General features: G+C 62.9%; 15 protein-coding genes and 1 tRNA gene. 3 read left to right on the forward strand and 13 right to left on the reverse strand.

The genetic code is table 11. From position 1 onward, the window contains the following. Positions 1–107 precede the first annotated feature (107 nt). The 13 genes from B047_RS0104710 to lepA all read right to left on the reverse strand — a co-directional run bounded on the left by B047_RS0104710 (position 108) and on the right by lepA (position 11427). Positions 108–545 (reverse strand): SufE family protein, encoded by a 438-nt coding sequence (locus B047_RS0104710; protein ID WP_018465807.1) that lies wholly within the window; start codon positions 543–545, stop codon positions 108–110. A gap of 38 nt (positions 546–583) precedes the next feature. Beyond that, positions 584–853: a DUF1871 family protein gene (locus B047_RS0104715; RefSeq protein ID WP_018465808.1), complete on the reverse strand. Its 270-nt coding sequence runs from the start codon at positions 851–853 to the stop codon at positions 584–586. A 1-nt stretch (position 854) separates the two neighbouring features. After that, on the reverse strand, positions 855–1925 hold the full coding sequence (locus tag B047_RS0104720) for an ATP-binding protein (protein ID WP_018465809.1): 1071 nt from the start codon (positions 1923–1925) through the stop codon (positions 855–857). Between the two features lie 4 nt (positions 1926–1929). Then, positions 1930–3282, reverse strand: a complete 1353-nt coding sequence (locus B047_RS0104725; protein ID WP_169336586.1) for an HD domain-containing phosphohydrolase — start codon at positions 3280–3282, stop codon at positions 1930–1932. Positions 3283–3496: 214 nt separating this feature from the next. Next, positions 3497–3572 (reverse strand) — tRNA-Lys (locus B047_RS0104730). Between the two features lie 114 nt (positions 3573–3686). After that, entirely contained in the window at positions 3687–4016 is a 330-nt protein-coding gene (locus tag B047_RS0104735) for a cyclic-di-AMP receptor (RefSeq protein ID WP_018465811.1), read from the reverse strand. A 21-nt stretch (positions 4017–4037) separates the two neighbouring features. Then, positions 4038–4913 carry a hypothetical protein gene (locus B047_RS0104740; RefSeq protein ID WP_018465812.1) on the reverse strand — a complete coding sequence of 292 codons (876 nt, stop codon included), beginning with the start codon at positions 4911–4913 and terminating at the stop codon, positions 4038–4040. A gap of 10 nt (positions 4914–4923) precedes the next feature. Beyond that, positions 4924–5310, reverse strand: a complete 387-nt coding sequence (locus B047_RS0104745) for a type IV pilus modification PilV family protein (RefSeq protein WP_018465813.1) — start codon at positions 5308–5310, stop codon at positions 4924–4926. Then, the gene (locus B047_RS0104750; RefSeq protein WP_040779361.1) at positions 5300–5758 is read right to left on the reverse strand and encodes a GspH/FimT family pseudopilin; all 459 of its coding nucleotides are present in this window, start codon (positions 5756–5758) and stop codon (positions 5300–5302) included. Before B047_RS0104750 ends, B047_RS0104745 begins: the two co-directional genes overlap by 11 nt. Then, positions 5755–7935 (reverse strand): pilus assembly PilX N-terminal domain-containing protein, encoded by a 2181-nt coding sequence (locus B047_RS0104755; protein WP_018465815.1) that lies wholly within the window; start codon positions 7933–7935, stop codon positions 5755–5757. Before B047_RS0104755 ends, B047_RS0104750 begins: the two co-directional genes overlap by 4 nt. Positions 7936–8007: 72 nt before the next feature. Next, the gene (locus B047_RS0104760) at positions 8008–8586 is read right to left on the reverse strand and encodes a response regulator transcription factor (protein WP_018465816.1); all 579 of its coding nucleotides are present in this window, start codon (positions 8584–8586) and stop codon (positions 8008–8010) included. 36 nt (positions 8587–8622) lie between these two features. Then, entirely contained in the window at positions 8623–9606 is a 984-nt protein-coding gene (locus B047_RS0104765) for a sensor histidine kinase (protein ID WP_018465817.1), read from the reverse strand. Between the two features lie 6 nt (positions 9607–9612). Next, the gene (lepA, locus tag B047_RS0104770) at positions 9613–11427 is read right to left on the reverse strand and encodes a translation elongation factor 4 (RefSeq protein WP_018465818.1); all 1815 of its coding nucleotides are present in this window, start codon (positions 11425–11427) and stop codon (positions 9613–9615) included. A gap of 167 nt (positions 11428–11594) precedes the next feature. Here lepA and B047_RS0104775 point away from each other — a divergent pair, with 167 nt between their 5' ends. From B047_RS0104775 to B047_RS0104785, 3 genes are read left to right on the forward strand one after another with little or no spacing between them, the layout of a single operon-like run. Further along, positions 11595–11813: a ribbon-helix-helix protein, CopG family gene (locus tag B047_RS0104775; RefSeq protein ID WP_018465819.1), complete on the forward strand. Its 219-nt coding sequence runs from the start codon at positions 11595–11597 to the stop codon at positions 11811–11813. Next, on the forward strand, positions 11813–12211 hold the full coding sequence (locus B047_RS0104780) for a type II toxin-antitoxin system VapC family toxin (RefSeq protein WP_018465820.1): 399 nt from the start codon (positions 11813–11815) through the stop codon (positions 12209–12211). Before B047_RS0104775 ends, B047_RS0104780 begins: the two co-directional genes overlap by 1 nt. Positions 12212–12239: 28 nt before the next feature. After that, the gene (locus tag B047_RS0104785) at positions 12240–12905 is read left to right on the forward strand and encodes a DUF3108 domain-containing protein (RefSeq protein WP_018465821.1); all 666 of its coding nucleotides are present in this window, start codon (positions 12240–12242) and stop codon (positions 12903–12905) included. The last annotated feature ends 17 nt before the right edge of the window (positions 12906–12922 follow it).

Genomic DNA, 12922 nt, shown 5'->3' on the forward strand with positions numbered 1-12922 from the left:
CCTCCAGCCGTACAGTCATGTGTCTCCAAGATGAGGAAATAGCAGAGGTCCATGAAAAGAAAATGAACCCCCTCACGAGGGGCTCTGGGCGAGCTTAGCTTGGAATTTTATGCGCTCAGGGCTTCGCGCACTTGCCGCTTGATGCGGGCGAGCACCGCCTGCAGGCCCCGCAGGCGCAGAGGGGTCACCACCTCCTCGAGGCGGGCCAGGGTGTAAAAGTCCTCGGGGACGCTCAGCACCGTCTCGGGGGATTCCCCCTCGAGCCCCTCCGCCAGCATCCCGGCGAAGGCCCGCACGGTAGGAGCCTCCTTAGGCGCGTCGAAGAACAGGTGCACGGTGGGGCCCTCGAGCTCGGCGTGCACGAAGAAGGGTGTGGTGCACTCGTGGACTTGCTCGAGCTTGGCCTCCATGCCCTCGGGCAGAGGCGGCATCTTCTTGGCGAATTCCAGCAGCATCTCGGTCTTGAGGACCTTGGGGGCCGAACCCAGGGCCTTGACCACCTGCTGGAGCTTGGGCGGGAGCTGAGCCAGGCGTTCGTCGCTCATGCCCTGGATTGTACCTTCCGGGTGGTCGGGTTATGGTGTCAGCCCGCACCCTGCGCCTTCAGCCTCCACAGTTCGCGGGCAAGCTCCTGGTAGTCGCGGGGGTGCCCGGCCTGGGTGCCGTAGCTCAGGTAGAGCACCCTGTGGACCGCCTGAGCCAGCGCCTCGGGGTCGGTGGCCTGCTCGAGGGCGCTCACTACCTCCGGGGCTACCGAGGCGTACAGCACTTCCGGCGCCGCCAGCCCGGCCATGCCCAGGGGGTCGTAGATCTCCAGATAGGTCTGGACCTGTATGCGTAAGTGCTCGCTCATTTCAACGATACCAGTCGGCGAACTGCCGGGCGGTGCGTCCGGAAAAGCCCCGGCCTTCCTGGGCGAAGCGCAGGGCAGCCTGGCGGGTGGTGTCGTCGAGTTCGCGGCCCAGCAGGTAGCTCACCGTGCGCAGGAAACTCTGCTGGTCGAAGGGGGGGAAGGTCAGCACCAGGCCGAAGCGGTCGGCCAGGGCCAACTTGTTCTGCAGGGTGTCCCAGGCGGCGGGGTCGTTGTCGCCGGGCTCGGGGCGGTCGGCCCAGGACTCGTTGATGAGGTTACGGCGGTTGGAGGTGGCGACGACCAGCACGTTAGGGGGTCGCTGGTACACCGCTCCTTCTAGGAGCGCTTTCAACTGGTGAAAGCCGGGGTCCTCGGCGCTGAAGGCCAGGTCGTCGAGGTAGAGCAGGAATTTCTGGGGCAGCGGGCGCAGGGTCTCGAGCAGGTGCGGCAGGTGGCCCAGCCCGCGGTAGAGCACCTCCACCAGCCGCAGCCCCTCGGAGGCGTAGGTGCTGCGCAGGGCCTTTACCGCCGTGGACTTCCCACAGCCTCTGGCTCCGTACAGCAGCGTAGGCAGGGCGGGCTGCCCGCGCAGGAAGCGCTCGACGTTGGTCCTGAGCGCGGTGATCTGCCGCTCGAAGCCCACCAGGGCGGAGAAATCGACCGGGTCGGGGTTGATGACGACCTCGAGGCGGCCCTCGAACAGATAAGCACTGTGGCGGGCAAAGGATCCGTAGCCGTGCCGCCGGTAGAGCTCCAGCAGGTCGTCGGCGTCGCCGTGCTCGAGCACTTGCAGGGCTGCGAGCTCGGCTGGGCTGGGCTCACGCAGGCCGAAGCTGGATAGCCTGTCCGAGGTACGCAGCACGTGCAGGCGCTGACGCAGGGCCAACAACTCCTCCTGGACAATTTGGGCCAGGCCAGGGCTCAGCCCCTGGGTGAGCAGTTTACGCGCCAGGGTCTCGGCCCCCAGCAGAACTCCGGCCAACAGCCAACCCCAGGGTTCCCCTTTGGGCAAGTCGGCCTCGAGCAGGGCCCTGCGGGGTGGCTCGGGAAGCGGTGGAAAAAGGTTGGACACCTGGTTATTTTACCGGGGGTGCTGCGTTCTCGCTCACCTCGAGCGAGGGCTCGCTCAGGGGGTTGAGCGCTAAGAAGGTGTCTACCAGCGTCGGATCGAGCTTGCGTCCGCGCTGATGCTCGAGTTCGTCCAGAATGCGTTCAGCCGGCCAGGCTTCTTTGTAGGGGCGGGGGAAGCACAGCGCGTCGAAGGTGTCCACCACGGCGAAGATGCGAGCCAGCAGGGGGATTCCCTCCCCCCTCAACCCCTCGAGGTATCCGTGTCCATCCCAGGACTCGTGGTGATAACGCACCACCTCGAGGGTTTCCCTGGGCAGGAAGGGCACCTTACACAGCATCTCGTAGCCGATCTGCACATGCATGCGCATCAAACGCCATTCCTCGTCGGTAAGCTGCGTCTCCTTGAGCAAAATTCTGTCCGGAACGCCCAGCTTGCCGATGTCGTGCAGATAGGCTCCCCAGCGGAGGTACTCCCGGTCCCGATTATCCAAGCCGATCTCACTGGCCAGCCGCTCGGCCCAGCTCGCCACCCGGCGGGTGTGGCCCTGGGTGTCGTGGTCACGATACTCCAGCGCCACCCCCAACGCCAGCAGGGTTCCGTCGTAGGCGGCCTCGAGCTGCTGCAGCGCCTCCATCTGCCCAAGCTGGGCCCCCATCACCCGGGCCAGCGAGGTCGCCAGGGCTTTCTCGTCGGGTTGAAAGGGCTTTGCTCCGTCCCGCGCCAGGATCAGCACACCTAGCGACCGGCCCTGGCGGGCCGATACCGGCACGGCAGCACTGGACCACTTGGTGCTCTCGGGCACACCTTCGAGGTAGCTGCCCAGCGAGAAGGAGTCGGTCAGGGTTGCCCGCATGCTCAGCTGCTGGCGCGGTAGCTTGTGCCCCTGGTAGCGCCGGAGGTCGCCGCGAGCGCTGATGACCACCGGCTTGCCCTCACGAAAGCGTATGAAGGCGATGTGAGGAGCCACCCCGAGCTTGGCTACCGCTTCCACTCCCGTCTCCGCTAGCTCTGCAGGCTCAAGGGCGGCGCTGATCTCGATGCTACCCTCCTCGAGCACCTGCATCTGGCGCAGGGTCTCGCGCATCTGGATCTGCTGGCTGAGCTCGCGCTGTCGCCACAGGGCCAGAAGGATCAAGGCCAGGAGGCTGGGCAGTACCCCGTGCGGCATGAACACGGCTTCGATCTGGCGATTGCGGAAGGCGAAGAGAGTACCCATGTAGGCCAGGTAGAGCGGCGCCAGCCACAGCAGGCTGCGCTGTCCATCGCGCCAGACCCAAGGCAGAAGTGGAATGAAGCCGAATAGCCCCAGGGTTTGGGAGGCTCCGAGTTCTCTCGAGCCATATCCCCAAATCACCATACCCAGCAGCGAAGCCCACCTGTGTGGGAAAGGGATCGTGAGCAGCCGATTGAGCATGGAACGAATAAGCCTTCTCACGAGACGCGCCAATGGTAGCACGTGAAATCGGTATTGCTTTGCTGATTTGCACATCTGCGATGAACCGACTCTGTGGATACAAAGCGAAGAACCGGGGCAACGAACACCCCGGCCTTCTTCGTGCTGAACTTTGTTTTGGTGCCCCCACCAGGGCTCGAACCTGGAACCTACCGATTAAGAGTCGGGAGCTCTACCAATTGAGCTATGGAGGCAAGTTTTAGCGCCAGGGGCTGAGCCTGACAGCGCTCACAAGTTTAGCCAAACCCCTTGCCCACTGTCAAGCGGGGGCGCTGCAGCCATCCCTGGCGTCTGCCCAGCTGCCTGCTTCAGACCTTCAAGAACTCGTCTACCGTCAGCACGAACACCACCGCTCCGCCTACCTTGACCTCGACCGGCTGGGCCAGGAAAGGATCGGGGGCTTCGGCCAGCGGAACGCCGGGGGTGATGAGGCGGGTGCGCGTACGGCACTTCTCGCGGATGATCTCCTTGGCGACTTCGACTTGGGCTTCCTCCAGGCCGATCAGCAGCGTGGTGTTGCCTTCGCGCAGGAAGCCACCGGTACTCGAAAGCTTCGTACTCTGGATGCCTTTTTCGCCCAGGGCCTTGATGAGCCCGGGGGCGTCGGCGTCTTGGACGATGGTAATGAGCAGTTTCACGTGGCTCGAGTATACCAGGACTTACTTGCGCATACTGAGGTTGCGAGCTCCTACCTGAAAAACCAGCGGCTGAGTCGGCCCAGGAAAGGTGTGGGTTTTGCTCCCGCTGGTGATCTGGCCCGAAAGGCTGAAGCGTACGCGGGCCGCGCTGGTGTAGATACTCAGGTTCGCGGGTGGCACATTGCTGCAACTGCTCAGGCTGGCGATATCTCCACCACTAAAGTCAAGGCACCTTTCAAAGCTGACGGACAGACCGTCACCAGCTTTGATGTAGTCGGCCAGCAGGTTGCCCTGGGTATTGGTCAGTTTTACGGGGATCTTGGGGTTAGGGGGCGTGAAGCTAATCTCGTTATCTTGGAAGTCTTTTTGCTCTTTGGGGTCGGAGAGGTACTTCAGGTTGACGTAAAGCGTCCACTTGTCGTTGTTGATGGGGTCGGGGCCGGGATTTTCAGCACCGCTTGCAGCTTCGACCACCTTGCCTCGAGAGAGGGTATAGGCGGCGAAGAAACGGTAGCAGCCACGCTTTCCCGTAGAGCTATCGGCGCAGGTTATGCTGGAGTCTTCAGGCGGCAAGATGGCAGCGATGATGGGGTCGGTGCCAATGGTCCACTTATTGCTGTTGGTGAGGGGGTTGCACACCGTGTAGCTTTCGCAGCCACTGTTGAGCGTGAGGGTGATGCCCTTGGGGTAGATGAAGACCGCCGTGGAGAGGTAGTCGCTGACAAAGTTGCCTGCGAAGCGCAGGTCCTCGAGGGCACTCTGTGAGGTTTGGATATAGCGGCTGGTATCGCTGCTGCTGCGCAGGCCCTGGGCGATGAGCCCCAGCAGCAGGAGGGTGATGCCTGCGGCGAGCAGAAGCTCGAGAAGGGTGAATCCCTGGCGCAGCGCTCGCTTCACTCTGAAGCTCCTAGTAAGGCGGCTTGACGATCCGCGTTTCGAAGACAAAAGTCTTGTCCTTGGGGCCGATGAGCTCGAGGCGAATATCCCGCAGTATCTCCTCATCTCCTACAGTTTCTTTGCCGATAACCCCATAAGCGATCACCCTGAAACCAGCAGGGAGACCGCTGAGGCTCGCGGGGTCGGGGAGAGGCTTGTTTTTATAGTCCGACGGCGTGGCCCACTCTGAGCGCACCGCCTCGAAGTAGCTGCGGGCGAAGACCTGAGCCTGGGTGTCGCTGCGGGCGGTATTGGTAGCGGTGTAGCCGCTGATGAAGTAACCCAGCAATAGCGTGGTCACCGTGATGATGACCAAAGCGACCAGAACCTCGATGAGGGTAAGGCCATCACGGCGCACGGACCACCACCTTGGCCGTGAGGCCAACCAGGTTGACCTGGAGCTTGCGGTTACCTAAAGCCTGGATCTCGATGGAGTTATTGGCCGCAGAGGTTGTGCCGTAGGGAGCAAAGAATTGAAAGGTTGAATCCCTGACTCGACTGAATATTGCCCCTGCAGGCAGGTTCTTGGTTATGGGGACGCCCTTGAAGCCGCCAGACGTGCTTTTGTCGTACTCACCTACCTGGTAGGCACCGCTGTTTGCGATGATCACGAACTGGTAGCTCCTTGAGGTCTTGCGTGCCTGAGAGCGCCAGTAAGCCAGATCGGTGACGAACTGGCTGGTCGCTTCGCGGATGAGCAGGCTCCGCCGGTAGTTGACGTAGCCCGATACTCCTATGCCCAACAAGATCGCCAGCACCCCCATACTGACGAGAAGCTCGAGCAGGGTCAGACCCCGCGACCTCATCGGGCCACCACCTGCCACTGGCTGCGGAACAGCCCAAGCTTTTGGTCTTGCGCGATACGGGGCCGCAGTCGGCTGTCGTGGTAGATTCTGAGGCCGAAGTTTTCATACGTGGTGCCATTAACGCTACAGGTCTTGGCCGCCTCGCCGTTGGTGCAGGGGCCGGGTGCAAGGATACCGGTGTCCGGAGCCACCAGCGCTCCCCGCAAATCCCACTGGCCTTTGCTCACCGCGCCGGGGTTGTCCTGGGGAAGCACGGAGAAGATGGAGTTGGCGGAGTACAGCAGGCCGTCGGTGCGTAATGGACTGCTGGGCCTGTTTCTGACGCTTTCGATCCAGAGATCTTTGATGTCCTCAGCGGTGAAGGACTTGGGATTGAGCTCGACCTTGGCCGCTCGAGCCACATTTGCGGGCAATGTATCGGGTATGGGTATGGCTTTTCCGGCTACTTCCGTGTCCCCGGTACACAACTGAACTGTGCCTCCACTCTTGGAAGCCTCGGAAAGCGACCTGTAAGCGCTGTAGTCCTGCGCATTGTGGGCGCAGTTGTTCGTATAGTACACTTCGCCTTCGCCGTAGGTGTAAAAGCGAGCTGTGTAATTGGGGTCATTGAGGGCTTTCCACAGCTCGTCGCGGTTGAAGTTGGCCATCTGCGTCAGGATGAAATTGGGTTGGAGGAAGTCGTTTCGTGGGCCGCACCGGCTAGGGTCCGGAGGGTCGTTCTTGCAGTAAGTGAAGCTGGCCTGCACGTTGCCTGGCTTCAGCAGGTCTAACTTGCTCTCGTTGAGGGTGGTTACAGTGGCATAATCACTCACCAGCACGCTGCCCCCTGCGATCAGGCTGAGCTGGGGCAATTCGCTTTGCTTGCTGTAGTCGCAATTGGCCCTGCCCTGGGTTGCGGTGCAGTCGTAGGTGAGGTCTCCCAGAACGTAGACGTTTCCTCGCGCGATGATGCTGCCGTTGCCGCTAACCCTGCCTCGGATGATCAGGTCCCCATTGATGAAGACGGTTCCGGTGATCAAGATGGGGTTTTGGCTGCCGTCGAGGATAACTGTGTTGGGTAGGTTACCCAGATCGCTGGAAGTCCGGGTTTGGCGGCTTCCTCCCCAGGAGAGGGAGCTTGGCCCTATTTGCATGTCTGCGGTGATGCTGCCGGCGGGATACATGTCGCTCGTTCCGGCCATGCTCTCGTCCAAAGCCGCTTTCCACTCGCTATCGTCAATAGCGCGGTTGTTATTGGCGTCAGGGATGGGAAGGGGGAAGCTGGTGGGTAGTTCGCCGTCGGGGAAGTCGCTGGCGCTGCTGCCGGTTGGGTAATTGAGATACAGCGCGCGCTTTATACGGCAATCGGCGGGGCTTAGCTTGCAGTTGGCTTGATAACTAGGATCGCTGCTGATGGCGACGGGCTGATCCTGACTGATTCTGTCCTGGCCCACTGTCATGTTGGTGTAGAGCAGGTTGGAGACCCCAGGACTGCCGTTCTGCTGGAACACATTGCCGCGTGTCAGCAGTGAGCCACTTACCATGCCCGCATGCTCGTCGGCGCGCATAATGAGACTATCCAGCACCCCCACTTTGGTACGATGCCACCACGAGTCAGGGTCGTCTGCATCGGGCGTTCCGCGGAACGCATCGAGGCTTTTGATGTCGGCATGACAGAAAAGACACTCGGCCTTATTGGTGAGCAGGGCGAAGTCGAAGGGGAAGAATCCCCGCTGAACGGCGAAATCCGACTGCAGTATGCGCGTGGTTCTCCCGTCGGGGAGGGTTCCGGTGGCTTTGACCCGCAGGAGTATGGATTGGGTGACCCCATTGGAGACGACATCGGGCAAGCGGCTGATTTCGTAGCTATAGCTCGAGCCCGCAGGGAGGGTCTTGACGGGACCTTTGTAGACCGCGCCGGGTGTGCCCAGCTTGAGGGGATCTTTGCTCAACTCGGTGTGGTAGCGGGTCAGGCTGCGCTCCGTGAGGGGGATGCTTCCCCACAAGCGGTGCCAGACGGCGGCCACCGCATCGTCGAGACCGGCTTCCGCGGCGAACTGGGCCTGGGAAGTCCTCAGAAAATCGGAGGCGTTTCGCTGGTTGCCCACGGCGTTATTGATGACGATACTGAGGAAGACCACGACAATAAACATGAAAATCAGGGCTGAGATGAGGGCAATGCCTGCTGGTCTGAGCATGGTGAGACCCCCTAAGTTGTAACAAAAGTAACGCCGTTTTGCATAAAAGCCAACCCCCTTGCGGGGGAGCGGTCACAGCAGTCCCAGGCCCCTGGCCCGCTCGAGCGCCTCCACCCGGTTGCGGGCGTCGAGCTTGGCGTACAGCCGCTCGAGGTGGTCCTTGACCGTTTCGGGGGAGAGCTTGAGGTCGCGGGCGATTTCCTTGGTGGACTGTCCCTTGGCGAGCTGGGTCAGCACCTCCTTTTCGCGGGGGCTGAGGGTGGGCAGGTTGGGGAGTTGTAGTTTGGGCTCGAGGCCCTGCGCCAGGCGGCCTAGGCGCTGGCCCAGCTCCTCAGGGGGCAGCTCCTTCGACCAGTAGGCGTCGACGCCGGCCTGGGCCGCCTGGTAGACCAAAGCGGGCTCGCCGAAGGTCGTGAGCATGACGATGAGCCCTCTGTAACCTTGCTCGCGCAGCCTACGAGCGGCGCTGAGCCCATCGAGTTCGGGCATGCGAATGTCCAGCAGCACAGCGTCGGGCGCTAGTTCTTGTGTTCGCTGGGTTGCCGTGAGGCCATCGCCAGCCTCGGCCACCACCTCGTAGCCTTGTAGCTCGAGCGCCGCCCGCAGTCCCATGCGGAACAGCGGATGGTCGTCGGCAATGATCAGGCGCACGTAACTACCGTAGCACTTTTAACGGGGCCCGGATACTCACCCCAGCCGGATTCGCAAGCAGGCTCCTCCCAGCGGCCCCTGTGAGCTGTGTAGACTGCCGCCGTGAAGCTCGGCCACCCGGCGCACGATGAACAGACCCAAGCCCGCGCTGCCCGCCCGGATGCCCCGCAGGCGCTGGCTGCGAAAGGGTTGGGAGAGCTGCTCTAGCGGCTCCTTCAAGCCGGGGCCGTCGTCTTCGACCTCGACCCAGCCCTCGCCGCAGCGCAACACGATGCGGCTGCGGGTGAAGCGCAGGGCGTTGTCGATGAGGTTGGAGAGCGCCCGCTCGAGCAGGTAGCGATCGGCCCTGGCCTGACCGAGGCCGCTGACCACCAGCGTCACGCCCTTCTCGCTGGCTCGGCGCTGGAAGCGCAGGCGCATGTTTTCCAGCAGCGAAAGCAGCAGGATGGGCTCGAGCTGGGGCCGCTGGTTTTCCATACGGCTGGCGGTGAGCAGGTTTTCCACCAACTGATAAGCCCCCGACAGCTCCAGCCACAACTCGTGCAGCACCTGCTTGCGCTGCTGGGCCCCGATGGTGTCGGCTTGCTCGAGGTACTCCAGCGCCCGTAGCCCGGCCAGCAGGGGGGTCTTGAGGTCGTGGGCTAAGGTGGCGAAGAGGGCCTCGCGGGCCTCGAGCAACTCCTTGATGTGGGCCAACAACTCCTCGATGCCCGAGCGCAACTCGGCGATCTCGAGAGGGGGTGGTTCGCTGGGCCGGGGTAGGCTGAGCTCAGCCAGGGTGCGCTGGCTGCCGCGCATGTAGGTGACCGCGCGGGTCAGCTCGGTGAGGGGGCGTAGCAGGGCTGAAGTCAACAGCGAGCCCACCAAGAGCGCGATCAGCACCAGCAGCAACAGCCAGCCCACCCGCACGCCGATGGAGAGAAAATTGCTCTGGGGATCGAGCCACCACATCCCCAGGATGAAGACGCAGTTGGGCAGAAAGATCAGCGCAGCGATGATCCAGAACAGCCGTTGCCGCATCGAAGTCTACTCGCGTCCTGCCGACAGCACGGCCAGGAAGGCCTCCTGGGGCACGTCCACTTTGCCGATGGACTTCAGCCGCTTCTTGCCCTCTTTTTGCTTCTCCAAGAGCTTCTTCTTGCGGCTGACGTCGCCGCCGTAGCACTTGGCCAGCACGTCCTTGCGTAAGGCCTTGACCGTGGCTCGAGCGATGATCTTGCCTCCGATGGCCGCCTGAACGGGCACCGCGAACTGCTGGCGGGGGATGACCTCGGCCAGCTTGTCCACCATGCTGCGCGCGATGGAATAGGCCTTGTCGCGGTGGGCGATGAAGGCCAGGGCATCTACCGGCTCGTCATTGACCAGCACCGTGACCTTGACCAAGTCGCCTTCGCGGTAGCCGGCCTGCTCGTAATCCATGGAGGCGTAGCCCCTCGAGAGGCTCTTGAGGCGGTCGTGGAAGTCGTAGAGGATCTCGCCGAAGGGCACCTCGTAGCGCAGCTCGACCCGCTTGCTGCTTCCCGTGCCCCCCAGGTAGTTCATCTGCTCCATGCGCCCCCGCTTCTCCTGGAGGAGCTGCATGATGGAACCCACGTATTCTTCCGGTGTGTAGACCGTGAGCCTGACGTAGGGCTCCTCCATGACTTCGATGGTGCCGGGGTCAGGCATCATGGAGGGGTTGTGGACTTCCTCGATGGAGCCGTCCGAGCGCATGACCCGGTAGATCACGCTGGGCGCGGTGGCGATGAGGTCGAGGTCGAATTCGCGCTCGAGCCGCTCCTGGACAATCTCGGCGTGCAGGAGCCCCAGAAAGCCGCAGCGGAAGCCGAAGCCCAGCGCCTCGGAGGTCTCGGGCTCGAAGTGCAGGGCGGCGTCGTTGAGCTTGAGCTTCTCCAGCGCGTCGCGTAGCCGGTTGTAGTCCTGGGTATCGGTGGGATAGATGCCGGCGAAGACCACCGGCTTGGCCGGTTTGAAGCCGGGGTAGGCCGCATCGGTGGGGTTGGTGGCGAGGGTGATGGTGTCGCCCACCTGGGTGTCGCCGATCTCGCGGATGTTGGCGGTGAGCCAGCCGACCTCGCCAGGACCTAAGCCGCCGGTGGGCTCGAGGCTGCCGGGCCGGAAGACCCCCACCTTGTCCACTTCGAACTCCTTGTTGTTCGACCACACCCGGATGCGGTCGCCGGGGTGGATGCCCCCCTCGAAGACCCGCACGTAGGGGATCACGCCCTGATAGGCGTCATAGACCGAGTCGAAGATCAGGGCCTTGGTGGGATTGGAGGGCTTGCCCTTGGGGGCGGGAACGCGATGGACGATGGCCTCGAGGATGTCCTCCACGCCCAGACCGGTCTTGCCCGAGGCGAAGACCACTTCCTCGGCGGGCAGGCCCAGCACCTCCTCGATCTCCAGTGCCACCTCCTCGGGCCGGGCGGAGGGCAGGTCGATCTTGTTGACCACGGGGATGATGGTGTGGTCGTGCTCGAGGGCTAAGTAGAAGTTGGCGATGGTCTGGGCTTCGACGCCTTGGGAGGCGTCCACCACCAGCAATACGCCCTCTACGGCGGCGAGGGCTCGGCTCACCTCGTAGCCGAAGTCCACGTGACCGGGGGTGTCGATGAGGTTGAAGGTGTAGGTCTGGCGGTCCTTGGCTTCGTAAAACAAGCGCACCGCGCTGGCTTTGATGGTGATGCCGCGCTCGCGCTCGAGTTCCAGCGAGTCGAGAAACTGCTCGCGCATTTCCCGCTCCGACACTGCCTTGGTCATCTGGAGAATGCGGTCGGCCAGGGTGGACTTGCCGTGGTCCACGTGCGCGATGATGGAGAAGTTGCGAATGCGTTCCTGCACAAAGCGTATCTTATCCGATGCTTTGGGGAGGCGAGTTGGGGAGGGGCACAAATGGTCGCCTGAGTTTATGCGACCGGACGCCTCTTCGGCATGGAGGGCGCTTGGTTTTTAGCCGGATGGTTGGATACCTTGTGCTAAATATCCTAAATATATATACTATATTTAGTATGCCTCAGGTTCAGACCTATCTCAAGGAGCAAACCTACCGGGCCCTCGAGCAGCGGGCGAAGGCCAGGGGGATCAAGCTCTCTGAGCTGATGCGAGAGATTCTGGAAGCCGAGGTTCGCTCGCAGCGCTCGCCGGAGTTCCTGGCTCTGGCCGGAAGCTGGGAGGGTGAGCTCGAGCGCCCCGAGCAGGGTGAGCTCGAGACGCGGGAAGGGCTCTGATGTACCTGCTCGACACCAACGCCTGGATCGGCTACCTCAAGGGCCGTCCAGCTATCGTCGAGCGGGTGCAGCGGGAACCTAAGCTTGCCATCTCCACCATCAGCCTGGGGGAGCTTTACTATGGCGCTCGCAAGAGTCAGCGGGTCGAAGCCAACCTGCGCCGGATCGATGTGCTGCGCAGTGAGGTGGAGGTTTACGAGGTGAACGGGATGGCAGCGGAGCTGTACGGACTCATCCGAGCCGACCTGGAGCGCCAGGGAAGCCCGATAGCTCCCAATGATCTGTGGATCGCAGCCATTGCCAGGGCTAACGATGCGGTGCTGGTGAGCCATAACGTGGGGGAATTCTCACGGGTAGTCGGCCTGCGGCTGGAGGACTGGGAGGCGGCTGGAAGCTGAAGGCTGACTGCTGTCTTATGATTGGGCCATGAACCTGGCTACGCCGCAATCGCTGCGCTTCGTGCTTCGCTATGCCGGGCAGCCGGCGGGGGAGCAGCGGCTGACTCTCGAGCCCATGGGGCGGGGCTGGAGGGTGGTGCTCGAGGCCCAGGTGGACCTACCCCCGCCGCGAACGAGGCACCGCTGGGAGAGCGACCTCGACCCTCGGGGCTTTCCCCGGCGCTACGTCGAGCGCGTCGAGGGCAATGGGGGAGGGGTGATGGAGGTGGACTTCTCCCGCGAGGACGGCCTGGTGGTGGTGAGCCAGGGGCGCGACGACTTCGCCATCCCCTACCTGGCCGACCTACACGACCCGCTGTCGCTGGTGGTAGCGGTCTCGAGGCTCGAACTCGAGGTGGGGGGAGTCGCCCAGTTCGGCCTGGTGGGGGGACGGGCCTATGCCGAGCGCCTACCCGACCAAAGCCTCACCCTCCCCTGGGGCGAGACCCCGGTGCGGGTTTATCGGTTGCGCCCCGGCCTCTCGCTGCTGTACTTCGACGCGGAAGGTTATCCGGTTCGCCTGACCCAGAAGGTGGGCGATCACGTCTTCGAGGCCGAGTTGTTGGCGGTCGAGCTGCTGCAGCCGAAGTCCAAGGAAAAGGAAGGCCCGCATGGCCGCAGCCGCCGTCGCCGCCGTCGTCGCCGTTTCGAGTAAGCTTTTGCCCTGACCGC

The sequence above is a fragment of the Calidithermus timidus DSM 17022 genome (assembly GCF_000373205.1).
GTDB classification, from domain to species: Bacteria; Deinococcota; Deinococci; order Deinococcales; family Thermaceae; genus Calidithermus; species Calidithermus timidus.